32 protein-coding genes and 1 pseudogene are annotated in these 25,551 nt (G+C 53.7%); 7 read left to right on the top strand and 26 right to left on the bottom strand.

The genetic code is table 11. The features are described from left to right. The first annotated feature begins 51 nt into the window (after positions 1–51). Together AACS80_RS09485 and AACS80_RS09480 are read left to right on the top strand one after the other, a co-directional pair. Positions 52–429 (top strand): hypothetical protein, encoded by a 378-nt coding sequence (locus AACS80_RS09485; RefSeq protein ID WP_135409523.1) that lies wholly within the window; start codon positions 52–54, stop codon positions 427–429. Between the two features lie 50 nt (positions 430–479). Further along, the gene (locus tag AACS80_RS09480) at positions 480–722 is read left to right on the top strand and encodes a hypothetical protein (protein WP_135406108.1); all 243 of its coding nucleotides are present in this window, start codon (positions 480–482) and stop codon (positions 720–722) included. Positions 723–736: 14 nt separating this feature from the next. Here the strand turns inward: AACS80_RS09480 and AACS80_RS09475 are convergent. From AACS80_RS09475 to lafA, 14 genes and pseudogenes are all read right to left on the bottom strand, one after another. Continuing rightward, a pseudogene (locus AACS80_RS09475) lies at positions 737–994 on the bottom strand (metal-dependent hydrolase); the annotation flags it as partial. 61 nt (positions 995–1,055) lie between these two features. Beyond that, on the bottom strand, positions 1,056–1,469 hold the full coding sequence (gene prfH / locus AACS80_RS09470) for a peptide chain release factor H (protein ID WP_276606690.1): 414 nt from the start codon (positions 1,467–1,469) through the stop codon (positions 1,056–1,058). 12 nt (positions 1,470–1,481) lie between these two features. After that, the gene (locus AACS80_RS09465; RefSeq protein ID WP_135409587.1) at positions 1,482–1,934 is read right to left on the bottom strand and encodes a GNAT family N-acetyltransferase; all 453 of its coding nucleotides are present in this window, start codon (positions 1,932–1,934) and stop codon (positions 1,482–1,484) included. Between the two features lie 31 nt (positions 1,935–1,965). Then, entirely contained in the window at positions 1,966–2,259 is a 294-nt protein-coding gene (gene yafN, locus AACS80_RS09460; RefSeq protein WP_135409522.1) for a type I toxin-antitoxin system antitoxin YafN, read from the bottom strand. 51 nt (positions 2,260–2,310) lie between these two features. After that, positions 2,311–3,366, bottom strand: a complete 1,056-nt coding sequence (gene dinB / locus AACS80_RS09455) for a DNA polymerase IV (protein ID WP_138183762.1) — start codon at positions 3,364–3,366, stop codon at positions 2,311–2,313. 70 nt (positions 3,367–3,436) lie between these two features. Next, positions 3,437–4,360 carry a putative lateral flagellar export/assembly protein LafU gene (gene lafU / locus AACS80_RS09450; RefSeq protein WP_135409521.1) on the bottom strand — a complete coding sequence of 308 codons (924 nt, stop codon included), beginning with the start codon at positions 4,358–4,360 and terminating at the stop codon, positions 3,437–3,439. 2 nt (positions 4,361–4,362) lie between these two features. Beyond that, positions 4,363–5,226 carry a flagellar motor stator protein MotA gene (gene motA, locus AACS80_RS09445; RefSeq protein WP_064530473.1) on the bottom strand — a complete coding sequence of 288 codons (864 nt, stop codon included), beginning with the start codon at positions 5,224–5,226 and terminating at the stop codon, positions 4,363–4,365. 12 nt (positions 5,227–5,238) lie between these two features. Beyond that, entirely contained in the window at positions 5,239–5,955 is a 717-nt protein-coding gene (locus tag AACS80_RS09440) for a FliA/WhiG family RNA polymerase sigma factor (RefSeq protein ID WP_130218408.1), read from the bottom strand. A gap of 19 nt (positions 5,956–5,974) precedes the next feature. Then, positions 5,975–6,442 (bottom strand): flagellar basal body-associated FliL family protein, encoded by a 468-nt coding sequence (locus AACS80_RS09435; protein ID WP_135409520.1) that lies wholly within the window; start codon positions 6,440–6,442, stop codon positions 5,975–5,977. A 7-nt stretch (positions 6,443–6,449) separates the two neighbouring features. After that, positions 6,450–7,511, bottom strand: a complete 1,062-nt coding sequence (locus AACS80_RS09430; RefSeq protein ID WP_135409519.1) for a flagellar hook-length control protein FliK — start codon at positions 7,509–7,511, stop codon at positions 6,450–6,452. Next, on the bottom strand, positions 7,508–7,819 hold the full coding sequence (locus AACS80_RS09425; RefSeq protein WP_135409518.1) for a flagellar protein FliT: 312 nt from the start codon (positions 7,817–7,819) through the stop codon (positions 7,508–7,510). Before AACS80_RS09425 ends, AACS80_RS09430 begins: the two co-directional genes overlap by 4 nt. Before the next feature lie 4 nt (positions 7,820–7,823). Then, a complete protein-coding gene (fliS, locus tag AACS80_RS09420) occupies positions 7,824–8,216 on the bottom strand; it encodes a flagellar export chaperone FliS (RefSeq protein ID WP_000285319.1) in 393 nt (130 codons plus the stop codon). Positions 8,217–8,238: 22 nt separating this feature from the next. Further along, positions 8,239–9,555, bottom strand: a complete 1,317-nt coding sequence (gene fliD / locus AACS80_RS09415) for a flagellar filament capping protein FliD (protein ID WP_135409517.1) — start codon at positions 9,553–9,555, stop codon at positions 8,239–8,241. 527 nt (positions 9,556–10,082) lie between these two features. After that, positions 10,083–10,997 (bottom strand): lateral flagellin LafA, encoded by a 915-nt coding sequence (lafA, locus tag AACS80_RS09410; protein ID WP_000949083.1) that lies wholly within the window; start codon positions 10,995–10,997, stop codon positions 10,083–10,085. A 482-nt stretch (positions 10,998–11,479) separates the two neighbouring features. On the opposite strand from lafA, the gene AACS80_RS09405 reads away from it, so the two are divergent. Beyond that, on the top strand, positions 11,480–12,322 hold the full coding sequence (locus AACS80_RS09405) for a transcriptional regulator (protein WP_135409511.1): 843 nt from the start codon (positions 11,480–11,482) through the stop codon (positions 12,320–12,322). 302 nt (positions 12,323–12,624) lie between these two features. Here the strand turns inward: AACS80_RS09405 and AACS80_RS09400 are convergent, their stop codons facing one another. From AACS80_RS09400 to AACS80_RS09345, 12 genes are all read right to left on the bottom strand, one after another. Then, a complete protein-coding gene (locus AACS80_RS09400; RefSeq protein ID WP_135409512.1) occupies positions 12,625–13,602 on the bottom strand; it encodes a flagellar hook-associated protein in 978 nt (325 codons plus the stop codon). 16 nt (positions 13,603–13,618) lie between these two features. Continuing rightward, complete coding sequence (gene flgL, locus AACS80_RS09395) at positions 13,619–14,548, bottom strand: flagellar hook-associated protein FlgL (protein WP_135409513.1); 930 nt, start codon at positions 14,546–14,548, stop codon at positions 13,619–13,621. Positions 14,549–14,562: 14 nt separating this feature from the next. Continuing rightward, positions 14,563–15,939: a flagellar hook-associated protein FlgK gene (gene flgK, locus AACS80_RS09390; protein WP_135409514.1), complete on the bottom strand. Its 1,377-nt coding sequence runs from the start codon at positions 15,937–15,939 to the stop codon at positions 14,563–14,565. Positions 15,940–16,124: 185 nt separating this feature from the next. After that, positions 16,125–16,424 (bottom strand): rod-binding protein, encoded by a 300-nt coding sequence (locus tag AACS80_RS09385; protein WP_000867179.1) that lies wholly within the window; start codon positions 16,422–16,424, stop codon positions 16,125–16,127. Further along, complete coding sequence (locus AACS80_RS09380) at positions 16,424–17,524, bottom strand: flagellar basal body P-ring protein FlgI (protein WP_135409515.1); 1,101 nt, start codon at positions 17,522–17,524, stop codon at positions 16,424–16,426. The genes AACS80_RS09385 and AACS80_RS09380 overlap by 1 nt, the downstream gene beginning before the upstream one ends. A 14-nt stretch (positions 17,525–17,538) precedes the next feature. Continuing rightward, a complete protein-coding gene (flgH, locus tag AACS80_RS09375; protein WP_135494384.1) occupies positions 17,539–18,204 on the bottom strand; it encodes a flagellar basal body L-ring protein FlgH in 666 nt (221 codons plus the stop codon). An 82-nt stretch (positions 18,205–18,286) separates the two neighbouring features. Then, positions 18,287–19,072 (bottom strand): flagellar basal-body rod protein FlgG, encoded by a 786-nt coding sequence (gene flgG / locus AACS80_RS09370; RefSeq protein WP_000990538.1) that lies wholly within the window; start codon positions 19,070–19,072, stop codon positions 18,287–18,289. A 178-nt stretch (positions 19,073–19,250) separates the two neighbouring features. Then, positions 19,251–19,988, bottom strand: a complete 738-nt coding sequence (locus AACS80_RS09365; RefSeq protein WP_135410627.1) for a flagellar basal body rod protein FlgF — start codon at positions 19,986–19,988, stop codon at positions 19,251–19,253. Continuing rightward, a complete protein-coding gene (gene flgE, locus AACS80_RS09360; protein ID WP_135410628.1) occupies positions 19,988–21,190 on the bottom strand; it encodes a flagellar hook protein FlgE in 1,203 nt (400 codons plus the stop codon). Before flgE ends, AACS80_RS09365 begins: the two co-directional genes overlap by 1 nt. 160 nt (positions 21,191–21,350) lie before the next feature. Beyond that, a complete protein-coding gene (locus AACS80_RS09355) occupies positions 21,351–22,064 on the bottom strand; it encodes a flagellar hook capping FlgD N-terminal domain-containing protein (protein ID WP_059258857.1) in 714 nt (237 codons plus the stop codon). Then, positions 22,064–22,495 (bottom strand): flagellar basal body rod protein FlgC, encoded by a 432-nt coding sequence (flgC, locus tag AACS80_RS09350; RefSeq protein ID WP_000010949.1) that lies wholly within the window; start codon positions 22,493–22,495, stop codon positions 22,064–22,066. The genes AACS80_RS09355 and flgC overlap by 1 nt, the downstream gene beginning before the upstream one ends. Before the next feature lie 2 nt (positions 22,496–22,497). Then, positions 22,498–22,833 carry a flagellar basal body protein gene (locus AACS80_RS09345; protein ID WP_000512950.1) on the bottom strand — a complete coding sequence of 112 codons (336 nt, stop codon included), beginning with the start codon at positions 22,831–22,833 and terminating at the stop codon, positions 22,498–22,500. A gap of 81 nt (positions 22,834–22,914) precedes the next feature. Between AACS80_RS09345 and flgA the strand changes: the two genes are divergently transcribed. From flgA to AACS80_RS09325, 4 genes are all read left to right on the top strand, one after another. Continuing rightward, on the top strand, positions 22,915–23,652 hold the full coding sequence (gene flgA, locus AACS80_RS09340) for a flagellar basal body P-ring formation chaperone FlgA (protein ID WP_135410629.1): 738 nt from the start codon (positions 22,915–22,917) through the stop codon (positions 23,650–23,652). 80 nt (positions 23,653–23,732) lie between these two features. Continuing rightward, entirely contained in the window at positions 23,733–24,011 is a 279-nt protein-coding gene (gene flgM, locus AACS80_RS09335) for a flagellar biosynthesis anti-sigma factor FlgM (RefSeq protein ID WP_135410630.1), read from the top strand. A 12-nt stretch (positions 24,012–24,023) separates the two neighbouring features. Further along, a complete protein-coding gene (flgN, locus tag AACS80_RS09330; RefSeq protein WP_135410631.1) occupies positions 24,024–24,452 on the top strand; it encodes a flagellar protein FlgN in 429 nt (142 codons plus the stop codon). Between the two features lie 127 nt (positions 24,453–24,579). Beyond that, entirely contained in the window at positions 24,580–25,512 is a 933-nt protein-coding gene (locus tag AACS80_RS09325) for a lysine-N-methylase (RefSeq protein ID WP_135410632.1), read from the top strand. Positions 25,513–25,551: the final 39 nt, after the last annotated feature.

Genomic DNA, 25,551 nt, shown 5'->3' with positions numbered 1-25,551 from the left:
ATCGATGAAGCCCGTCGGAAACTAACCAGCGCTATTGATGACGACGATGAAATGAAAGGTAAGATTGGTCATGAGCAATTTACTATCTCGCATACGACCTGGTTTTGGGGAAGAAGCCATACAACGACGCTCCGTGGTTCCTGGCTAGAAACTACTTCGGGGGTAGTCCTTGAAGTCGTATATACCAACCTGGCGTTTATGTCGTTATGGTTCACATTAGGTCTGATAATAGGCACATTGTCTGTAATTGCAGGTGTCTTCTCTCTGATATCAGCCTTGATATCATCTCCCCTGCAACAAGCAGCCATTGAAGATGCCTTAATTTTCATTTTTATGTCACCAGAGATGCTTGCGCTGGGAACTATCCTGATGCCCTTCATAACCGCTCATCAGAATCACTTTAATCCAACGATCAAACAACTCATTTAGCAGACATTAAAATAACGACCATTCACCTCAGGGAAGAAGGGCTGAATCGCATGGCGATTTACATTGAAATAACAAAGCATTATGAAACCTATGAAAAGGTCGCATATTTATATAGCTGCGACCATATTTCTTGGGGGAAATTTCTAATCACCAAAGAAAATCTCGCGCTGGAATCCGTGAAAGAACTTAAGGGTGAAAAACAGAATTTTTATATGTTCAGAGCCTGGGGAAAAGTCAGAAGAACATATTTAACCACGGGAGAATTTCCCCAGGAAACATGTTACGCCGCCTGAAGTCAGAAGAATTTTTTATTCTTCGCGATACCTGCCCATACCAATGTCGCCGCCAGCAGAGCAAACCATAATAATGGCCAATGTGTAGGGTAAAGATGATGATGTCGTTGCCCGTTATCAACCAGATAGCACCAGAAAAGATCAAAATCGGGCGCAACGACCCCAACTAAGCCAATAACCATCGCCCTGCACGCATGACGAACAATCAGCGGTAGGCGTTTCATTAAAGTACAAGTTATTATATAACCAGCCGGAAGATGACCGATAAACATGACTATTCCTTTCGTTTTGCCCGCCGCTTTCATGTAGAAAACGGCGGGAGACATTCCTCAATTACACAGCGATAAAAGCCATCCCTGTAAACGTTCGTCGCGGGTTGCCACGTTCAATCTGGTGATGGAACATTCGCCGCTGCGATTTCAGCGCCGCACTATTTTCCTGTTGCTGTTGTTCCAGCTTCCAGGCAATCAGCAATCGCGCCAGCCGTTTGTTCGCATGCTGGCTGCGCTCTGACTGAACCTTCACGCTAATACCGGATGCCAGATGCGTGGCGCGCACCGCCGAGTCGGTTTTATTGACATGTTGACCGCCCGGCCCCGACGAACGCAGCGTCTCATAACGGATTGCATCCGATTGTTCCTGCTCATTAGCGGTAAAACGCCCAATGCCCAGAAACCAGTTTTTGCGCCCATGATGAGGCCGATACGGACTCGGGCAAATCCACTGAATGGCGGGCGTTATTTTCATTGCAAGCTGGATTTAATGTTGCGGTTTATATCGCATATAAAAATTAGTAAACCACGCTCCCCGGCATTCAACGCGCTGCTGCTTAACTGTCTGAAAACCATAACGTTCAAAAAAGGGTTTTGCGGTTATGCTGGCGTCCACCGTAAGTTCAGATTCAGACTTAATCAAAGGTTTTAACAAAGCGCTGGCAACTCCACGGCGGGTGTATTCAGGGTCAACAAATAACATATCGATATAATGTTCAATGCGGGAAATAAAACCAACCGGTTGTGCATTAATGACTGCAACCCGCACTTGTGATTGTGCGAGTTTCTCTTTCCAGTGAGATTCGTCAATCTGCGCCCAAGCGGCAATTTGTTGTGGTGAATAATGCTGACTGGCGGTCATCGTAACCGCTCTAAGGAAAATAGCGCATAGTTGCTGAAAATCGCCAGGCTGATAGTTTCTTATTTGTATGTTATTCATAATGTAAGTTTTGTTTTGAATACCCGCATCCTTATTCCTTAAAGTCATTTAAATCATCATCCGTCATATCATTAAGATATTGTTCAGCGCGGCGTGTAATTTCCTCTAATCTTGCAGCACTCGGACGAAAGTGCGCCTTTATGGGCTTTTTCTCCTCTTGTTCAGCAAGCATGTCCATTAATGCTTCAAATGCGCTGGCACTTAAGAGATATCCTGCGGGGCGATTATTAGAAAGAACCGCAACCGGTTGATCAATAAAGTATTTTGCTGGATTTTTACGTAACTCAGTGATATTGACCGATTTTTCAGCGAGAATTCGATGCATACAGTGTTCCCCTCATAATAGTGCACACTAGAATATACATAATAGTATACATTATAATCCCAACACCAGTTGTCTTTCCATTTGCGGGTCAAGCAACGTCACATGCAGCCCCACCAGCCGCACACCGCGCCCGCCGCGGCGTTCATCCCAGGTTTTACGCGCGGTGGCGATTAAGTCAGCTTTATTCAGCCGCGGCCAGACGTGTTCCTGAGTGGTTTGCTGAAAATCGTCGAACTTTAATTTCACCCCCTGGCGAGCAATCAGTAAATCAGGTTTTACCTTTGCCAGACGGCGTTCAAGTTCCGGATACAACCGCTCGATAATTGCTTCACATTCAGACCAGTGATGAATATCTTCCGCCATCGTGCGTTCCACGCCGACGGATTTTCGCAACCGTTCGCTGTTAACGTCGCGCTCGTCAATCCCCTGACTACGCTCCCACAAAATGCGGCCAAATTTGCCAAAGCGTTTAAGCAGTATCACCAAATCACACTTTTGCACATCACCGCAGGTTCGTAGCCCCATCGCTTCCAGCTTTGCTGCCGAGACTTTGCCAACACCGGGAATTTTTGCCAACGGTAAGGTTTGTAAAAATGCCGAAACTTCTGCCGGAGTAATCACAAACTGGCCGTTGGGTTTATTCATGTCGGAGGCGATTTTGGCGAGAAACTTAACTGGCGCAACGCCCGCAGACGCCGTCAGGTGCAGCTCGTTGAAAATCGTCTGGCGGATTTCCTGGGCGATGAGGGTCGCAGAACCGTGGCAATGGACACTATCGGTGACGTCGAGATAGGCTTCATCCAGCGACAGTGGTTCAATGCGCGAGGTGTAGCGCGAGAAGATTTCACGGATATGATTTGAGGCTTCTTTGTAGGCGTCAAAGCGCCCCGGAAGCAAGGTGAGATGTGGGCATAATTTGAGCGCCATCCCTGTCGGCATAGCGCTACGTACGCCAAATTTACGCGCGGGATAATTGGCGGTGCTGATCACCCCCCGACGTTCGCGGCTGCCGCCAATAGCAATAGGGATATCGCGCAGGGCGGGATTGTCGCGCATCTCCACCGCTGCGAAAAAGCAGTCCATATCCACATGAATGATTTTACGCATTGCTCACCTCTCAACACTGGTAAAGTATACAGTGATTTCAGGGTTTGAGAAATGCGTAAAGATTCAGCATTTAACGCGTTCGCTGCGAAAGCACCTGCTGCTTATCCAGCTTTTGTACCAGCGGCTGCACCACTTTATCCCCATGCTGACCAAAGTATTGATACAGCGTATCGGACGCACTTTTGGTCAGCACCATAATCTCGATGCGCCGATTACCCGCACTTTGCGGATTTTTGGCGTCCAGCAGCATCTGGTCCGCCATTGCGCTCACCTGCATCACTTTATCTTCCGGCATTCCGGCCTCTTCCAGCACCCGACGAGCCGAAAGCGCGCGATCGCCCGAAAGGTTCCAGTTGTTGTAGATATTGTTTTTGTAGGCCATCGCATCGGTATGCCCGGTAATAATAATTTTGTTATCGAGCGAGTCGAAAACTGGCGCGAGTTCCACCAGCAGCGTTTTAAAGAACGGCATAATCTTCGCGCTGCCACGTTCAAACATATTGCGGTTCTGGTCGTCTTTAATCAGCACGCGTAATCCCTGGGGAACAATCTCCATCTCCAGATTCGCTTCCATATGCGCATCACGGGCAATGGTGTTGATACTGGTTGCCAGCTCGCCAAGCTCAGTGGCGGATTTCTTCTTCAGCAGCGCCGTTTTCTCGTTAACGTCGCGCACTTTTTTCTCCGTCTCTTCCGGCACCGCCACGGTGGCAGGTTTTGGCGGATGAGACGGGTTAATTTTATTTAACGGCGACAGCCCACCGCCATTGAAAATCGACTGCCCGTGCAGCGCGGCGATAATGCTTTCACGCTCGGATTTACTGACGCTGTTGACAATCCACAGCGTCATAAATAGCGCCATCATTGCCAAAGTAAAGTCGGCGAACGCCACCTTCCACGCCCCGCCGTGGTGCCCGGCATGATTCTTTTTGATCTGCCGCCGGACGATGGTGGTTTTTGCCCCACGATCGCGGCGGTTGCCCGTCTTTCTCATGCTTATTCTTGCTCCAGCATCGCATTCACCCACGCGTCGAGGTTGGCGAAGGTCGGTTTAGATGCCAGATGCAGCAGCTTACGCCCGGCATCCACCGCCAGCAGCGTCGGTTTGCCGCCTGCCTGCGCCACCAGCACGGTACGCACGCATTCCAGCAAAGAATGTTCTGCCCGCGCCTGTTGTTCCATGGCGTTGGCGAGCGGGTCCATCAGGCAGTAGCAGATAAAGACGCCTAAAAACGTCCCCACCAGCGCTGCCGCCACTTTCAGGCCAATCAGGGCGATAGAGCCGTCAATCGACTGCATGGTGATGATGATGCCCAACACCGCCGCACAAATGCCAAACCCCGGCATCGCTTCGGCGGTACGTTGCAGCGAGCGCGACGGCGTTAGCAGCGACTCTTCCGCGGTGTCCAGTTCCTGATCGAGAATGCCTTCCAGTTCATGGGCGTCGATTTTACCCATCGCCATCAGGCGAAAGTTATCGGCAATAAAGGTCACCAGCCGCTTCTGGGTTAACACCAGCGGGTATTTCTGGAAAACGGTGCTCTCTTCCGGCTGCTCAATATGCTGATCCAGCATGCGCAGGCCGCCGTTTTGTACCATTTCAAGCAACTCATACAGGCACATTAATAGCTGGCGCTGAAATTCCGGCCCGAGCTGTTTTTTACTGATCACGCCTTTAATTTGATGGGCAATCTCTTTCAGCACATGTTTCGGGTTCCCAATAATCATCGCCCCGAAACCAGCACCTAAAATAATAACTATCTCTGCAGGCTGCCAGATAGCAATTAATTGGCCGCCCGCTTCAAAATACCCGCCGAATACACAGCCGAGCACCACCAGTAAACCTAATATTTTTTGCATGATTTTTTCACTTTAATTCGGATAGACAAAATCACGAATTTTCTGCGCGATCTGTTTATTCAATTGACAAATTCGGGCCTCGGTTAGCCCTAATACCAGCGCAATCTCTTTGAGATTCATCTCATGCTGGTAATACATAGAGAGGATCAGTTGCTCTTTTTCGCTTAATTGTGAAAGCGCCTGTTGCAACATTTGCTGGGTGACAAACTGATCTTCCAGCTCCCTGCCAGCAAGCGGAATGCCAGGCCCTTCACCGTTCAGTAATTCGTCGAGACTGGCGAGCGTTTCCGCCCCTTCCAGTTGCTGATATTCGAGGTAATCTCCATGCGAGATCCCTTCCACGGCCAGTTCTGACCACTCCGGCTCGTGTCCCAGTTTTTTACGCGTTTCGCGAATCAGGTCTTTCATCTGATGATATTTCTGTCGCAGCTGGCGTGGTCGCCAGTCGAGAGCGCGCAGCTCATCAAGGATCGCGCCGCGAATACGGTGCACGGCATAGCCCGCAAAACCTTCGTCCGGCAGCCCGTAGCGGCGAATGGCGTTAAGCAGCCCTATTAACGCCGTCTGTTCCATATCCTGACGGTCAATAATGCAATTACACTGCGGCGCAAGGTGCCGCACCACTTTACGCACCAGCGGTAAATAAGCCTGTAAATAGTGGCTCTCCTGCTGCGGGGTTAATACCGGCGCAGCAGCAAATTCTTCTGACTCGAATACGTCCTGTAGCATGTTTATATCCGCCTGGTGATTATTGGAAGACCACTTTTTTCACCAGCAAATCCTTATACGGTGCGCTCATTTTGCGACGCTGAAGATCTTTCTTTAACGCGTCAGAAATCAGTTTGCGGATGGCAGATATTTTCATGCCGCGCAAATCTTCAAATTTCATTTCCGTCAGGCATTCAACCGCAATACTTTGATACAGCGGCTCCTGATGTTTTATTTTTTCCGCTTCTTTATCACTGGCGACCACCATCACTAATTCCGCCGACAAATAATGGTCCGCGCCGTTGTTGTCATGCAGCGTGACAATGGTTTCCGGCAACGTCACAAACACGCTTTTGCTTTCATCCAGGGTTTCCACCGTTTCCGTCCGCGCAACGGCCGTCGGTTTTCCTTTTCCGGCATAATGATGCCAGACACCCCATCCAGCTCCGGCCCCCACCACCAACGCCAGAACGGCGCTGACCACGCCCGCCACCACGATTTTCTTCATATTGCCTTTACACTTTGATCAAAACGGATTCGTTCTGTTGAAATTGAGGCGCATCATCAAGCTGTAAGGCGGCACTCACCTCTTCCTGCTGATGGCCCGACTGTTGTTGTTGCTGCGACTGCCCTTCGGAGGAAACCTGTACGTTCACCTCCATAAAATTTTGCGCCGTCAGATGCTGGCGGAGATCGTCGCTAAACTGCTGTAACGCGCGGCAAACTTCACTTTGGTTCGCGCCGATGTGCACCATCAGTTTGCCGTTGTCGAGTTGTACGGCGATCTCGAGCTTGCCAAGCGACGGTGGATCGAGACGGATGGTGGAGATCTGCTGTTGTTTGTTGAGCTGAAAGTGGATCTGATCTTTCAAAAGCGTCGTCAGTTTTTCGCCCAGTTCGTCCATCGAAAGCGTGGCTGGTTTGGCGACAATCTCCAGATGATCGCTGACCAGCTCCGGCGTCTTAACCTGCAACACCGCACGCGCAATAACCGGTTCGCTGTCCGGCACTTTTTCCGTTTTACGCTCGACCTGCGGGCGCGCGGTCACACGGGTTAGTTCAGGTTTCGGGCGAGCTGGCTGTGTTGAGACGCGCGGCTGCGTCGGCGCAATGGCATGTAAATCTTCACTGGCGTAAGTCGCCAGTCTGGCCTGCTGTTCGGGTTTCGCCTGCGGCAACTGACTGATGAGCTCCTGCAACTGCGGCGGCAACGGCGTGAGTTCCTGCCGTTGCGTCGGGCGTTGCGGCGCGTTTTGCACCACCGCTTTCGTCAATTGCTGGATAACCGGCGATGTTGCGACGTTTCGCGGCTGCGGCGTGTCCTGATGCGGCGCGGCAGGTTGCGGAAGTAACAGCGCCATTAGCGCCTGCATCGCCACCGGATCGTTCTCCTGCGGGCGCGTCGCCTGTTGCTGACTGGTTTTAGCGCTATGAACGCGCTCCGCCACCGCCGCGACCGCCATTTTCGGCAGGGTAAACGCGGGCGCGTTTTCACCGCTCACCGGCGGTAAAATATCCGCTTTCAGCGACGCCGTTTCCGCAAGCGTTCCGAGCGTGGCAAGCAATGCCGGATTCATGACTTCTCCGAAAGTAAATTAACAATTGAGTAGGCCAGTACGCCTTCCTGATGCCGCTGATGCTGTTCCATACGCGCCTTCAACACTTCTGCGCGCTGCTCGCGCCGTTTAATCAGGGCATTAAACGCGCCGTACAGTTGCGCCTTCACCACACATAACTGCGCCGCGTCGGTTTCCACCGCCGCGTAATCGTGAAACTGGCGCATCAACTGCTGATGCAGTGCCGGAAGGCGTCGCCAGCGTTGCTTGTCGAGGGCTTCATTCATCGCCTCAACCAGCGCGAAAAGTTGCCTGCGTTGTTTTTCCATCGTCTTAACCCAGCTTGCCCGAAAGCCCTTCCCAGCCTTCGCGCAGGTTGCTTAAAATCAGCATCACTTCATCGATTTTCTCTGCCGACAGTTCGCCGCTGGCTTCATACAAGCGATACACACAGTGGTCATAGAGGCGCGAAAGGTTGACCACCAGCTCGCCGCCAGTTTCAAACTCAAGCGAACTGGTGAGCGCATTGAGAATGTCGATGCATTTATTGATGCTCTGGGCTTTCTTCTCGAAACGCCGCCCTTCAATATGGCTTTTGGCGCGTTCCAGCTCGTCCATCAGGCCAGAAAACAGCACCAGCACCAGTTCCAGAGGCGATGCCGCCGCTGTACGCGCCGCGAGATCGATCTCTTTGTATTGCGAATAGCCGTCCTGTACTTGGTACATCTTTAGGGATATTCCTTCTGAGTTACGCGAATGCCGCCATGCTGGCTTTCATGGTGTATACCTCGACCAACGTGTTGGTGTACTCCTCGAGATAACGGTCGTAGTTGGCGTTATAGGTATCGGTAAGCTGGTCGCCTTCGTCCTGAATTTTGCTCATCTGATCGTCAATGTTCTGCTGGCGCAGGGTGATGATGCCGTTGCTGGAGTCCGTGTAGGTGTTAATCAGGTCGTCCATCTGCGCCACCATGCTGTTATCACCAACGAAAATAGACGTCAGGCCATCGGGGTCGCTTTTCATCGCGTCGCTGAACTGGTCAGAGTCAATCTGCAAATGGCCGTTGGAATCGAGCGTGATGCCGTAATCAACAATCGACACGCCGTTGTAGCTGGCATGGGCGATGTCATCGAGCTGGTTCGCCAGTGAACTGAGTCCGGCGTCGCCCGCAAATACCCCGGCGCTGGTACTGTCATCACCGTGAGTAGTCAGTGAATCAACCGTATCAATCAAGGTGTTATAGGCATCGACAAAGGTCTGTACTTTCTCCTGGCTGGCGCTGGAATCTTCGCTGATGTTAAAGGTGGTGAGATCGCTGTCAGAATCGCTGACTTCGGTGAAAGTCATGGTGACGCCGGGGATCACATCATCAAACGTATTGCTGCTGTTGGTGATCTCTGGCCCTGTGGCGCTACCGAGATGAATAATCGCGTCCTGAGCGGAGGAAACATCCGTGGCAACGGGCGCGCTGGCGCTATCGTTGCTGGCGTCATGCCCCGTTACGCTCACCGAAAACGCGCTCTGCGCCCCGGTGCTGTCTGAGGTCAGCATAATCGTGGTGGTGCCGTCGGTTTTTACCAGTGCCGCCGACACGCCCGGATTGTCATCGGAGTCGTTAATCGCATTCACCAGTTCGCTGGCGTCGATAAAACCGTCGCCGTCACCGTTCTGATCCGCCGCCGCCAGGTCAATATCCATGGTGCTGTCGCCCATCGTCAGTTCGAAGGTGCCAGTGGCGGAAAAGGCGTCGTCGCCCATACTGAACGTGGTTTGCTGCCCCTGCGCCAGTTGCTCAACGAAAAACGAGTAGCTTCCCGCCTGTGCCTGGGAATTGGCGGAAACGGTCGCCGAGTCATTATTGCTGGTGGCGGCGAAAGTCACCGGGCCGTCGGTATCGCTGTTCAGCGCATCGACGGCGCTCTGGAAATCGCTCAACGCCGAGCTGAGCGAGTCCAGGCCGCTGCTTTCGGCATCCAGCTCCGTTTGCTTCTCCTGCAAGTTTGCAGCCTGAGTGGCGACATCTGCATAAGCGATTTCTTGCGCAATGGTTCTTGGGTTAATCATTGATGACTCCGGATAACGATGTCTGGTTATTGGCAAAAGGCGTGCCAATATTTTTTATGTGAATAATCAATGGATTGAAAAATAGGCGGAAATGGCGTTTCCGGTCTGGCGGAAGAGTGTCTGCCGCAGAAAGCACAACACCGCCCGCAGGCGGTGTTGTTCGTGGCCGGACAAGGCGTTTACGCCGCATCCGGCAATCGGTGCACAACGCCTGATGCGACGCTGACGCGTCTTATCAGGTTTACGAGTCCGCACATATTTTTATGCTTGTACCCGTTCGTAGGCCGGATAAGGCGTTCACGCCGCATCCGGCAATCGGTGCACGATGCCTGATGCGACGCTGACGCGTCTTATCAGGCCTACGAGTCCGCACATATTTTTATGCTTGTGCCCGTTCGTAGGCCGGATAAGGCGTTCACGCCGCATCCGGCAATCGGTGCACAATGCCTGATGCGACGCTAGCGCGTCTTATCAGGCCTACGAGTCCGCACATATTTTTATTCTTGTACCCGTTTGTAGGCCCGAACTTACTGCAGCAGGCTGGAAACCATGCTGGACATGCTGTTGGACTGTTTCAGCATGGTGATGCCAGTCTGCATCAGCACTTGCTGTTTGGTCATATTGGACGCTTCCGTCGCGTAGTCGGTATCCATGATGTTACCGATAGCCACTTCAGTGTTGTCCTGCATACTGGTCAGGTTGTTGGCAGTGTCGTTCAGACGGTTGATAGAGGCACCCAGCTTGGACTGGATCTGCGAAACATCATCCATCGCGGTAGAAATGCTGGTGATCATCTGGTTAGCCGAACCAGACGCGGTAAGCTCAGTACCGCCAGACACGCCTGCGGTGCCGGTGGTGTCTGCCTGATCCGCACTAAAGGAGTTGCTGATAGCAGAAAGGTCAGTCACCAGCGTGTTCAGTTGGCTTGAAATGTTCACGGTCATGGTGTCAGAAGATTCCGCGCCCACCTGGAAAGTTACCGCGCTCTGGAACAGACCGTCAGTACCGGTGTTACTGGTGCCGGAAACACCAAACAGGTTGGTGCCGCCGTAAGTGGTGTTTTGCAGCATGTCAGACATCTGCTGGCCCAGTTCGTCGTATTCGTCCTGCATCGCCTGCAGGTCGTCGTCGCTGTAGGTGCCGTTCGCTGCCTGAGTTGACAGGTCTTTCATACGGCCCAGCACATCAGACATTTCATCGAACATGCTGTCAGCGGTTTGCAGCATCGCGGTGGCATCATTGATGTTGCTCAGCGCCACACCCATACCGCTGGACTGTGCAGTCAGACGGTTAGCAATTTGTTTGCCCGCTGCGTCATCGGCAGAAGAGTTAATCCGGTTACCTGTCGCCAGGCGTTCCATAGATGTAGACAGAGAAGAGCTGCTTTTGCTGATGGCATTAACGGCGGCCATTGAGGCGTTATTGGTGTTAATAGATAACATGATACTGCTCCTTGGGATTAATCGTTTTCATTTCGATACCCTGTAAAAACGACACCTAAGGAGCAAACTTAAAATCGCCGTTAAAATTTTTTCGCCACGTATTATCCGATGCCACTTTTAGCTAAAAAAAGCAGAAGTTAAATTCAGATAAAAAGATTATTAGCAATATCTGCCACATGGCCAGGTGTCAAAATATGTCGTTATCAATTGCTTGATATGATTAAGATTACTTTCAGTAAAATCGTTTTATTCTCAATGTACTGATGCCAAAATTTACATTGCGTTGCAAATAGTACACATTTTACTATTGTGACGGACCCGTCATTTCGTTACATTCCACCACATAGTGATTAGGAATAATCCTATTACCATAAAATATTAATTATCACGTGAACAAATCATCTTCTCAGGGACGCATAAAACACTGTTCTATGCAGTGTGCTATCAGGAAGCATTTATCCCTTGCTAAGGTAAACTCAACCATGAGTATTATTATCAACAACTGGCGAATGGACTCGTCGCTTAATGCCTTAATACATTGCGAAACGGGTGAAACACGTCGTCTCGGCGAATACCATTTTATTTTGCTGGAAACATTAGCAAAAAATGCCGAGACGGTTTTATCGCGATCTTATTTATGTGCCGAAGTGTGGAAAAACCGCATTGTCGGCGGCAACAGTCTGCCGACGGCGATCCATGCGCTGCGCGTTGCTATCGACGATGATGGCAAACAACAAAACATTATTAAAACCATTCCGAAGAAAGGTTACTTATGCAATAGAGAGTATGTGTCTTTGCCGGAGTCATCGCCTGCGGAAGCGCTGATTATTACCGACCAGATACAGGAAACAGTGCCAGAAGAGATATCTTCGACAACACCACCTGTGCCTGTTAGAAAAAAACATAAAGGACTGATGGGGTTAGCGTTAACCGCGGCTGTTATATTTATTGGCTCGACCGTGGGGTATTCACACTTAAAAAATACACCTGACGCCCCGCAACTGGTAAAAGAGTCAATTAACAGTCCAAGAATAAAAATATTTCATCTTAGTTCTGGAAAAGAAAATAATTCCGTACCGTTACTGTCACAAACCCTCGCACCAGGGAAAGACAAACTCGATAATTTATTGTCAGCGCATAATATGACAATGACAACCTATTATAAATATGTTCGTAATCGACTGGAGAGTGATATTGTTCTGCGCAACCAGTGCAACGGTAGCTGGCAATTAACCTTTAATGTGGATAGTTGGCAGAATAGCGATATTAATAGCGCGATGTATCAGAATTTGGAGAAGTTGTTAAATACTGTGCAGAAATGCTGACGAGTGCCAATATATGCCGGATGCGACGCTAAAGGCGTCTTATCCGGCCTACGCCCCCCCGAATGAAATCAATCGGAATTGCTGATAGTTTTAGTTATTGGTAACTCTTGCTTTTTATTAATGACAGTTTGCCGGATTCGTTCCGCTTTTTTTATTATTCGTCTACGACTTTCAGGGCTTTGCTTATCCATCAGTTGCTTGAGAGTGGCCATTTCATTCCTTTTTTAACCCGCAGAGTTATAGCATATTCTGCACTGAAATGATTTTTTACGACAGCCTCATTTGATTGATTTTCAATAACCCTACCCCAATAAATTCCTCACCGTCTGGCTGGAAATTCGCGCCTGACCGTTCACCGCCTGCAATAACACCTGATAGTTATGATTGGCGCTGTCCAGCACACCGCCGAGGTTTTCCGATGCCTGCACGGCGTTTTCCGTTTGCGGGAAGCGGGACATACCGTCGATCAGCTGCCGCGCCTTTTCCTGCTGCACCGCCATCTGCGCACGCTGCTGATTAATGCTTTCTAACGTCTGAGAGATCCCCGCACCGCCCTGTTGCAGGCTTTGAGCTAAACGGTCTGCCTCAGACGGCTCGGCAAAAGTTTTCAGCGGCATAAACGCCGACTTATCACCATCGCTGCGCACGCTTAAGGTGCGCTCGATATGGGGCCACTGTTTTTCAGTGGTGGAGAAGCTGATGCCGTCCGCTTGCTGATGCAGTTGCACACCCACGCGGCGCAGGGCGTTGGTCAGCCGCGTCTGATACTGCGCGGCGCTGTCATCCTCAGACAGCATCACCGCTGAAAGCTGGGTCTGCCGCCCGTCAGAGACGCTGAACATACGCGTTCCCGGCGTGGGATTGTGCACCAGATTCACCAACTCCGGCGAGTGAAAGGTCACCCGCGCTTCGCCCTGCAACACCGGCTGCAACTGGCGGTCCACCGCACCGCCGGAAAGCGCGGTGCGTTTGTCCAGCATCTGCATCAGCGCTGAACTCTGCGCCTGCCCGCCCTTACGCTGGCTATGACGATAATCGAGCAACTGCTGCTCCAGTTGCCCGAGATAGTGATCCGCCTGCTGCAGCGTGGTGAGCTGGTCGTTAAGCTGCACGCTGTAACGCTGCGGGCGAGTGGTAATCAGCGGCGAGGCCGGATATTCACTCGCCGTCGCCGGGAGCTTTTGCCGCACCGCCGGAGTGGGCGCAACGGTTGACGACGATACCGCAGCGCTATGCGCGCCGCCGGTGGCGAGTGATGAAGATGTAAGTCCGACCTGCATACTGTTCCTGAAAGAGTTAGAGAACGCTGAATAAATTCAACTCACTCACTTTCGAGTAAGTCTTGAGGGTAGCTTCCATTGCCACTTCCAGTCCGGTAAAGGTGATCGACGCCGGGCCGTAATCGAGATCCTGCAATGAACCAATCAACTCATCATTAGAGGTAGAGATATCGGTCTGCGCATCGCTCAACATCGACATGGTGTTTTGCGTCTCGCCGAGCGACGCAATCGAGGCGTTGAGGTCATCCGAGGCGGTGTCCACCACATCAACGGCGTTCTGAATATCGCTCTGCACCTGCGGATCGGCCGGGTCAACGTTGGGGTCTTGCAACTCCTGAGAGAGCGAATTGAGCGTGTTGAGCACATCTAAATTACTACCGAAGAAATCGCTCGCCGCCACGTTGGTATCCACTTCCACGCCGTTCGATACGGTGGTCTGGCGGTGGTCGCTGTTGCCCTGGTAGCTATAGCTGTCGGTCACGCCATCGCCGTCATCGTCCACCGCCACAATCGGCGGCTGATCGTTGATGGTACCGCCAAACACGTAGTGCCCGTCTTCGTCCTGATAGTTCAGCGCCGCGACCATTGATTCGGTGAGCGACTCAATATCCTGCCCGAGACTTGCGAGCGAATCGGCGGTATTGGTGCCATTCGCCGCTTCCAGCAGGTCGTCGCGCACCGCCAGCAGGCTGTTGTTGACGCCATCAAGGATTGATTCCTGCTGGCTTAAGCCCGCCGATGCGGAGTCGATATTGCTCTGATACTGCTCAATCGCTGACTGCTGGCGGTTTAACTGAGTGATGCGCGTAGCGGCGATTGGGTCATCCGACGGCTGCAAAATCTGCTTGCCGGTTGCCATCTGCTCGACCACATGCGCCAGATCGCTGGAGAGATTATTAAAACTTTGCGTCATCGAGACGTAGGTTTGTTGGGTGGTTACTCGCATTTTCGCGCTCCCGCTTAGCTGCACATTTCCAGCACCGAATCGAAAATCTCGGCCCCGGCGGAAATGACTTTCAGATTGGCTTCATAAATTTGTTGATAGGTGATCAGGTTCACCGCTTCTTCGTCCATGCTGACGCCGCTGACGCTGCTCTGCTGGTTTTGCGCTGCGGAATAGACATTGGACGCGGCATCGACTTCCGTCTGATTTTGCTGACTGTAAATGCCGATATTGCTGATGATTGACGAGCACGCCTGCCCGACCGTCACGCTGCCAAGATTGTCGATTTCCAGCGGTTCGGTGGAGATATTGATCAGCGCCTGCAGGTTGTCGCTGTTCCCGCTTTCGTCCGGCGAACTGGAGAACGCCAGCTCATCGGCGGTGATATCCGGGTTAACGGTCAGCGGGCCATCGGCATTACTGGCGTCGTAAATAAACAGCGGCTCGCCGGGATTACCGTTGAGATCGTAGCCCTGCGCCAGCTGGTTGTTGACCGCATCGGCGAACTGCGACGCCATGCTGTTGATGGTGTCAGTCAGCGGCGTCAGCACATCGTTTTGATAATCAAACAGTGCGCCTAATGAACCGCCAGTGTCGGTGGTCATCGTCGAGGTGGTTCCGGCGAAGGTCAGCGACATGGTTGGCGTGCCATCAGCGTTGGTTTCCAGCGCGATAGTTGAGCTTTGCTGCCCGCTCACCAACGGCTGACCGTTTTGCAGGGTAACGTTGTAGTTGCCCTGGTCGTCGATATTGACCTGCACATCCATCATCCCGCTGAGTTCTTCCACCATCTGATCGCGAGCGTCGTAAAGCGCGGAGGCGTTATCACCGTTGGCTTCGGCCTGGGCGATTTGCTGGTTATAGCTGGCGATGCCGCTGGTGAGCGTGTTGATTTGCGACACCATCGCCTGCTGCTGGCTGATGATTTCCGTACTTTGCGAGTCGACGTAATCGAGCGTGTTATCAATACGCAACGACAGCGCCCCGGCTTCGCTGATCACCTGCTCGCGCAGGGCCGAGTCATCAGGACTGGTGGTCGCTTCGTTAAGGGCGGCGAAAAAGTTATCGAACCCGCCGCTCAGGCTGCTGTTATCGTCGCTCAATACGGCTTCCAGCTGGCTGAGATACCCCTGCTGGGTGCTGTAATAGCCGTAATCGCTGGCGGCATACCACACCTGATTCACCTGATACTGGTTAGAGACGCGGCGAATGCTGTCGACCTGCACGCCGTTACCAGCGCTGTTTGGCGAACCGCCGCTGGCACCGATGGTGCTGATCTCCGCCACCTGACGGGTGTAGCCCGTGGTCATGGCGTTGGCGGTGTTTTGCGCCGTGACGTTCAGCTCCACCTGCGCGGTTGATGCGCCGCTGTAGCCGATGTTAATCATGTCCATGTTGGATCCTTACCGGTAAATCGTGCCGGTTAAAAGCGGCGTGAAGATGGGGATTCTTAAGTTCCGTAAACCGGGTGCCAAATGCCGGATGCGGCGTACATACGGGCGCAAACATAAAAATATGCGCGGACTCGTAGGCCTGATAAGACGCGACAGCGTCGCATCAGGCACCGAACGCCGGAGCCTCATTTATGCTTCGGCGACAGCTGCTTCACAATCATCGCCGCAATGCCAATCCCATGCTGCTGCGCCAGGGTGTTACACAACTCATCGTCATAAAACCCCTGCATCATGCGCACCGAATCGCTGTTAAACGGGTTATCTTTCGAATCAAACAACTCGTTGGTTTTACGCATCTCTTTGAGCATGTTGCGTAAAAAAATCGCCTCAAACTGCTCCGCGGCCTGCTTGATATCATTGGCCTGAACCTTCGGCCCCATTAACGCATCGCTGCCGTCAATCCCACCGCTGGCGTTCACTTTCATCAGATCACCTCCAGGTCGGCATCCAGCGCGCCCGCTTCATGCAGCGCCTGCAAAATCGACATAATGTCATCCGGCGTCGCGCCTAAACTGTTCAACGCATTAACCAGCGTTTTCAGGCTACTCGACTCCGGCAAACTCACCACGCCAGGGCGCGCATGATTCACCGCGATATTGCTCTGCGGCGTTACCGCCGTGCGCCCGCCCGCAAAGGCATTCGGCTGGCTGACGTTGCTGGTTTCGTTAATCGAGACAGTCAGGCTGCCGTGCGATACCGCCGCCGCGTGCAGCGCAACGCCATCGCCCATTACCACCGTGCCGGTACGCGAGTTAAACACCACGCGGGCGCGGATTTTCTCCGCCTGCACCTGCACATCATCCAGTTGCGACATAAACGCCACCCGCGCGCCGGGACTGGTAGGCGCACGCACGGTAACGTTGGTGGAACTCTGCGCGGTGGCAATGCCGCCAAACGAGGCGTTAATCGCCGCCGCAATGTTGTTAGCGTCTTTAAACGACGGACGTTTCAGGTTGAGGGTGATGGTGTCGCCCATCTGAAAATCGCTGGGGATCTCGCGCTCCACCGTCGCGCCGTTAGGAATTAACCCGGCGGTTGGTGTATTAACCGTTACGCTCGAACCGCTGGCCCCGGTGGCATTCATCCCGCCGACTACCACACTGCCTTGTGCCAGGGCATACACTTCGCCATCCGCGCCGTGCAACTGGGTCAACAGCAAGGTGCCGCCACGAATACTTTTGGCATCGCCAATCGACGAGACGGTGACATCAATGGTCTGCCCGCGCGAGTACATCGGCGGCAACGTGGCGCTCACCGCCACTGCGGCGACGTTTTTCACCTTCGGGTCGATTTTATTCGGCAATTGCACGCCGAACTGGCGCAGCATATTGGTGATGGTCTGGTTGGTGAATTTGACCTGGTTTTTATCGCCAGTACCATCGAGGCCGACCACCAGGCTGTAGCCCACCAGTTGGTTTTCGCGCACGCCCTGTACGTTGACTAGCGACTCCAGCGATTGCGCCAACGCCACGCCGGGCAGCGTCAGGCTTACGGCTACGACCACCGTTTTTATCCAGTTTTGCATTGCACTCTCCGGCATTAAATCGGGAACAGAGGATGGTTAAACAGCCGCGTCAGCCAGCCTGCGGCGTTGGCGTCGCTTAACGCGCCGCGTCCGGCATAGGAGATGCGGGCATCGGCGATCCGCTGGGAAGAAACCGAGTTATCGTTCTGGATGTCGTCAGCGCGCACCAGGCCACTTAAGCGGATGTACTCATCGCCCTGGTTGAGGGTCAGCCATTTCTCGCCACGAATTTCCAGGATGCCGTTGGGCTGCACACCATGTACAGAAACAGTGATCTCCCCGCGCAAGCTGTTCTGCTGCTGGGAAGTGGCGCTGCCGTCAAAGTCGCGGTTGGCGTCGATAGAGCCGGAAAGCTTATCTTTGGTGTGTCCAAAAATGGTCGGCGCGCCAATATCGACGGTGTTGCTTTTGCCGAAGTTGGTTTTCGCCTGTTTGCTCGACTGGGTGGATTCTTCAAGGATCACCGTCAGGATATCGCCCACGCGGTAAGCCCGCCGATCGGCGGTTAGCGACCAGTTGTAGCCGGTTTCAAACACACCACCAGCACGCCCGTCTGCCGGAGGTGGCGCTTCGGTTTTCGGTGGCGCAAAGTATGCGTCGTCTTTTTTGACCAGAATGGCCTGCGATTCACACCCGCTAAGGAGGGGAAGCAGCGCCACCAGCCAGAGATAATTTTTCACGTTCTGCCTGTTTTAAATACAGTGAGTAATGCACTTTTGTAGGTCGGATAAGACGCGTCAGCGTCGCATCCGACATTTCGCCTTACAGCGTCTGACTGATGTACTGCAACATATCGTCTGCTGCCGACACCATTTTGGCGTTCATCTCGTACGCGCGTTGCACCGTAATCATCGCCACCATTTCGTTGACGATGTCCACGTTCGAGCCTTCCAGCGCGTTGTCCTGCAAGGTGCCAAGCCCATCTTCGCCCGGTACACCTTCGGTCGGCTGACCGCTGGCAGCAGTTTCCAGATAGAGGTTGTCGCCCTCGGCGGAAAGCCCCGCCGGGTTAGCGAAGTTCACCAGTGTCAGTTGCCCTAACTCGGTCGCATCGCTGTCGCCGGGTAAGATCGCCGTCACCGTGCCATCCTCACCAAACGCAACGTTGGTCGCCCCCGCCGGTACGTCGATCTCCGGCTGCAACGGCAAGCCCTGCGAGTTGGTTAGCACGCCGTCGGCGTTCACCTGCAAATTTCCATCGCGGGTATAGGCGATATCGCCGTTGGCCTTTTGCACCTGCAAAAAACCCTGCCCCATAATGGCGACATTCATCGCGTTGTCGGTGGTTTCAACGTTGCCTTCGGTGAAGGTTTTTTGAGTGCCGACAATGCGCACGCCGCTACCGAATTGCAGCCCGGTCGGCATGATGTTGTTCTGGTCGAGCATCGCGCCCGGCGCTTCCTGGGTCTGGTAGAACAGATCCTGAAACATCACCCGGTCGCGCTTGAAGCCGGTGGTGTTAACGTTGGCGATGTTGTTGGCAATCGCGCTCATTTCAGCATCCTGCGCCGAGAGGCCGGTTTTGCTGATCCATAATGCTGCGTTCATGGTGGTAAATTCCGTGTTATTTTTGGGCCGCGGTTGCCGGATGCGGCGTAAACGCCTTATCCGGCCTACGGTTTGGGCACAGGCTTGTAGGCCTGATAAGACGCAAAGCGTCGCATCAGGCACCGCCGCATAACTGCCGGATGCGGCGTAAACGCCTTATCCGGCCTACGATGTGCGGTTACGAGCCGCGCAATAAGCGGTTGCCCGCGTCGCTGATATCTTCGGCGGTTTTCATCATTTTGATCTGCGCTTCAAACTGGCGGTTCATGGCGATGGACGACATCATTTCGCTCACCGCCGAGACGTTGCTGCCCTCCAGAAAGCCGCCGCTGACCTTGATATTTTCATCGCGCTGGGCCGGAACGCCGTCTGCCGTTATCAGCATCCCTTCGCCGTTTTTCGCCAGGTCAGCAACCGGAATATCCACCAGCTTCAGGCGATCGATATCCATCGTCGCGGTCACGTCGCCGTCATCGGGCGTCACCGAGAGCGTGCCGTCGCTGCCAAACGAGGCGATGGCGTTCGGCGGCAGAATGATCGGCCCGTTATCCCCCAGTACCCGATTGCCGTCGATGGTCAGCTGCCCCTGGTCGTCCTGCTGAATGTTGCCGTTGCGGGTATAGACTTCGTTGCCGTTTTTATCCTGCACCGCAATGTAACCCGCGCCCTGAATCGCCACGTCCAGCGGGCGTTCAGTTTTCTCCGCCACGCCCGTGCTATCGTTCACGCCGCTGGCCCCTTCCTGCGCCATATAGCGCGTGTCGAAGCCGCCGCCTTTCACCTTGTCGTTGGTCGCCATCGCCATGTCGGCGCGAAAACCGTTGGTGTTGACGTTCGCCAGGTTGTTGGCGCTAATCTGCTGCTCGTACAGAGTCTGAGAAGCACCGCTCAGGGCGGTATAAATCAAGCGATCCATTACATTGCCTGGAACAGCGCGTCATCGAGCTGCGTGCTGGTGGCGATAACTTTGGTGTTGGCCTGATAGTTACGCTGGGCGGTCATCAGGTTGACCAGTTCGCTGGTGATATCGACGTTGGAGCTTTCAAGCGCACCTGACGTGAGCGTGCCGCAAGTGCCGGAGCCGGGAACGCCAATCAGCGGCGTACCAGATTCCCCGGTTTGTACCCACGCGGTGCCGCTCACCGCTTGCAGGCCGTCATCGTTGGGGAACGTCGCCAGCACCACCTGGCCCTGCAACATGCGTTCGCCGTTGCTGTAGGTGGCGTAAACTTTGCCATCGTCATCAACCTGCACACCGTTCTGAGTCGCGGAGGCGTAGCCGTTGGCGGCGTTGGTGGTGACAGAAAATTCAGAGCCGTATTGCGTACAGGTGGAGTAATCAACGGTTAAGTCGATGGGCGCGGCGGCGTCGGTCTGAAACTCAATGGTCTGCGGCGTGGTTGGCGAAGTCAGCTTCCCGGTGTTCGGGTCGAAGGTTAACGTCGTCGCCGGAACACCAGTCTGCTGCTGACCGTCGAAGGTGTACTGCACTTCCCAGGTGTTATCGCTGGTTTTGGTGAAGTACTGGCATACCGAGTGTTCGTTGCCTAATGAGTCATATACCGTGGTGGTGTAACTGTCGGTATAGGAGCTGCTGTTGGTCGCGTCGAACGGTACGGTTGTACGGTCGATAGCCGCATCGCTGGCGTTGAAGTTGGCGGTAAAGGTCAGGCTGCTGCTGGCCTGCGCCGGGATATTGCCGGTTTTGATCTGGATATCCGTCACCGTGCCGGTTTGCAGGGTGCCGCTGTCATCGACCGGATAGCCCTGCAAATAAGCGCCTGAGGCGTTAACGATATAGCCGTTTTTGTCGGTTTCAAACGATCCGGCGCGGGTATAAGAAATGTTGCCCGCGCTGTCGCAGGTAACAAAAAAGCCGTCGTCGTTAATCGCCAGATCCAGCGCGTTGCCGGTCGATACCAGAGAACCGCCGCGAGAGATACTTTGCGCGGTACCCGCCACGCTGACGCCCATCGCCTGACTTCCGGCATACATGGCGGAAAACTGGGTGGTCATCGACTTATAGCCCACCGTTCCGGCGTTGGCGATGTTGTTACTGATCCCGTCCAGCTGTTCGTTAACGGCATTCAGCCCCGTTGCGGCAATTTCATAACTCATTGTTTCTTCCTGTTAATTCAGATTTTTGACAGCGTGCCCGTTGTTTTGCCGGATGCGGCGTGAACGCCTTATCCGGCCTACAAAACCATGCAGATTCAATACATTGCTGTTTCATGTAGGCCTGATAAGCGAAGCGCATCAGGCAATTTGGCACCGGACATCACGCCACATCACTGTCGGCATCGGGTACGCCAAACTGGCTAATCATGGTGAACGGTACTTCGCCCACGCCTGCAACGTTGAGCACCGGAGAGCTGCCGTCGAGCGGGATGCGCACATCTTCCACTTCGCCGGAGACTTCAATCGGCACCTCTTCTTCCCCGGTGTTGGTCACCACCGAAACGTCGTAATCGCCGGGCGGGATGCCGTAATCGGCGGGATCCACCGAGAAATCAACCTGACCTGGCCCGACGGAAGAACTACCCTCCGGGATCAGCGATACCGTGTAGTCATCGCCTGCGGCATCGGTAAAGTGGAGATCGGCGGTGGTACAGGCGTCGTCAAGCGTGGCGCGACCGTTAATGGTCTGGTCGCTCACCTGCAAGGCGGTGGTCTGCACCATAATGTCGTCGCCCACCAGGTTGCCGAGCGCCATCACCTGAATGTTGCTCATCAGCACCGCGTTGGTGTTGGCCTGCACGCTCATCTCTTCCATCATCGCCACCTGCGCCATCGACGAAAGCTGGTCGATATATTCGGTGGCGTCGGTCGGGTCGGTCGGGTCCTGGTTTTGGATCTCGGCGACAAACAGCGTCAGGAAAGTATCGACGGGCGAGCTATCGCTGCTGCTTGTCGTGTCGCTGGCCGCCACGTTATTGCTTTCCGCCGTGGCGGTCGGCTGCGGCGATTGCGCATTCAGCGCCAGGGTATTCATCAGGCTTCTCCCAGTTTCAGCAGGCTTTGCTGCATACTTTTCACGTTGTTAAGCACATCGACGTTGGTTTCGAAATCGCGCGAGGCCGACATCATGTCCGCCATCTGTTCCACCACGTTGACGTCGGGATACCAGACATCACCGTTGGCATCCGCCAGCGGAGAATGCGGTTCATAGCGTTTCACCGCCCCGCCGGTTTGCAGCACGTCCTGCACCTGCACGCTGGCGCCGTCAATGGCATGACGATGTGTACCCGCCAGCAAACTGTGGTGATACACCGCGGCAAACACCGGGCTGCGCGCTTTATACGCCTGCGCCTCGCTGCTGGCGGGTGCATTGGCATTCGCCAGGTTACTGGCAACGGTATTCAGACGTAGCGTTTGCGCCGTCATCGCCGAGCCGGAAATCTGATAGATATCAGTAAATGACATGCTTATTTCCCTTCAATGGCCTCTCTGATGCCGCTGATTTGCAGATTCAGAAAGGTCAGACTGCTTTGATAATCCATACTATTTTGTGAAAACCGCGCCTGTTCGCTGTTCAGTTCCACGGTGTTGCCATCTTCCGACGGCTGCATCGGCACGCGGTACTGGACATCCACCGCCGCGTTATTTGCCCGTTGCATCTCCCTGGCAAAATCAATATCTTTAGCCTTGAAATTTGGCGTATCGACATTCGCCAAATTCGCAGTCAGTAGCTCGGTCCTCTCAAGACGTAACTTCACTGCCTGCGGATGCACTCCCAATGCCTGTTGAAAACTGATCCCCATTTCTTGCGTCACTCCTGCTTCAATCCGCATACGCTAAGCAATCGCCGTGCCATTTTTTAAGTGACTGAAGAGAAAGGGTTTATGAGTTTTCAATTTTGCGGGCGGAAGATGTTCTTCCTCCTGGCGCTGGCCTTACCGGGCTACGCCGCCGTCCATCCCGTGCAACACAGCGCGCGGGAACAAGTCAATGCCCAGGTGCTGAATGCCGCCAGCCAGCAGATTGAATCGCTGGTGCAGCAGCGGCATTGGCATGACTATCGCTACACTTTTAACGTCTACATTCCCTCGCAGATTGCGACCGCCGCGCCCTGTGCTACAGCACCCGCCGTCACGCTGACTTCGCCTGAGGACATCGCCCTCAACCGCATGAGCTTCACCGTCAGTTGCCCGCAAAGCTGGCAGATGAACGTGGCGGTGCGCCCGGATGTGCGGGTGCCGGTGGTGATGACAAAGTCAATGATTGCCCGCGATACGCCGCTCACGGCGAATGATGTGGAACTGAAGCCTTACAACGTTAGCGCCCAGCGCCGCGATGTGTTGATGGATCTCGATGATGCGATTGGTTTAAGCAGTAAGCACGCGCTGCAACCGGGCAGGCCGCTCACCAAAGAAGAGCTGGTTTCGCCTGTGCTGGTCGAACGCGATCAGCCGGTGATGATTGTTTACCAGAACGCGGGGATCACCGCCTCGATGCCCGGCGTGGCGCTGAAAAATGGCCGCAAAGGCGAGATGGTGAAAGTGCGCAATGCCAGTAGCCAGCGGGTCATCAGCGCAATGGTGGCAGAAAGCGGCGTGGTGACGACGGTAAGCGCGGAGTAATTTGCGCTGGCGATTAAAGTTTTTCCGCCTGTTAACCGCTTTACCAGAGTAACCCACCCAAATACCGAGACGAGGTTGCGATGAAAATCACCCCGACTATGCCAGGCAATCGCCCGACAGCCACAACGGCAGGCTCCAGCCAGCCGCGTAAAAGCACGGCGGCCACCACCACGACGCTGAGCGCCGACGACATTACTCAGGCGGGATTACAGTCCGCCCAGCAAACGCTGAACGACCAGCAAGAGAGCGATATCAACAGCGACAACGTGGCGAAAATGCAGGCGATGCTGGCCTCCGGCAACCTGCAAGTGGACACCGAACAGTTAGCCAGCGACATGCTGAGCTTTTTCCAGAACTAAGAGGCCGATGAAGTGAGTATCCGGTTACAACAGGTGAAGGCGCTGCTGCAGGGAATTCGTGACGATGACACGCTGTATGATTCCCTGCGCGAACGTCTCCAGCGCCAGCGGATCTGCATGATTAGCCGCGCCAGCGAGGAGCTGCTGGCAGTAAACGAGGAGATAACGCATCACTATGAGCTGTTGCATAGACATAGCCATCAACGGCACAGCCTGCTGCAAGGGCTGGGTGTTAGAGTAAATCGTGAGGGTCTGGCGCAGGTTTTTGCCTGGCTTCCGGCAGTCCAAAAAGCGGCAGCACAACAGTTGTGGCAACGCCTTGAGCAAAAGGCGGAACGATGCAAAGCCTACAACGATAAAAACGGCGAGCTGTTGATTCGCCAGTATGAATTTATTCAGTCGTTTTTAGGCAGCGAAGCAGATTTTCTCTACCAGGAATAACGACAATTCCTTCCCCCATCGCGGAAACGGATTTTCCGCCTGATTCTCAATCCTTTGTTTTTGATTACAAAAATTCCCGGCACGCTTATTGCACATTCTGCGAAGTAATAAAGACTGGAAGCCACCTATGAGTTTTATTGAATGTTACGAGCCGGAATTTGTACGCAATTTTTTGGCGCAGCACCCCGGTTCGCCTTTATACGTCCGTAAGGTCTGGAAGAATGAGATTCGTCAGAGCCTGATGCTGACAGAGCCAGAAAGCTGCGAAGCGGTGCTCAACGATGCCAGAGCCTTTGATTTACAGCTTACCTATCGCCCTGTGGAAGAAAATGCCGCAGCGCTATCCGCGCGCGATGCGATAGTAAACCAGATAATTTTGAGCACCCTTACGCTCCCCGATTTAACACCAGAAATGTCATTGTATGCCGTCGGTATCCTGCTCTCCCGCGCCAGTAAAATGCCAGGCAGGGATGGCGACACTCTGGCCCGTTTGACGACGCTGCCACAGGCGCTGGGCAATCATGCGAAAAAAGGCACGCTGCAGGCACAGTTCGCCCAGCTGCCGCCCGTACCACAGCTGGCACGGCAGCTGGTGACGCTGCTCGGGAGTTTTGCATTTGACTGGTCGATTCTGCCGGAAAGCCCACGCAAAGCCTCGCTGCCGTTGCAGGTGACTTTGCTGACGCTGCATGACGCCAATAGCGAAGCCCTGTTGCAACAGCAGCTTCAGGCGCAGTGGCAAACCACCTGGCAACAGCATTTTGCCGCCGCACCGTGGATGATGCGCAACTGGCTGATTTACCGGGTTTACCACGATGTGATTGGCCTGGCTGACGGGGCGGATTTTTTCCTGCTGGTGTGCGATTTTTATCTCATCCGCACGTTAATCAGTTTGTGGACGCTGGATGATTCACCGCTACGACAGGAGGATATTTTCGCCCTCTTCGCAGTGTTTGAACGCTGGCGAGAGAGTGAAAATGCGCTGCTGATTCGCCAACAAATTCAGGCTGAATGTTGTGCAGAGCCGCTGCTTTATGCGTTTTCGCTGCTACCTTGCTAACGCTTTCAGGTCGGTTTTTCCCGGCCTTATCTACTTCAT

The sequence above is a fragment of the Escherichia sp. E4385 genome, from assembly GCF_963883145.1.
Taxonomy (GTDB): Bacteria; Pseudomonadota; Gammaproteobacteria; order Enterobacterales; family Enterobacteriaceae; genus Escherichia.
Note: the sequence above shows the minus strand (reverse complement) of the source record. Positions and strands in the feature narration are given on the sequence as shown.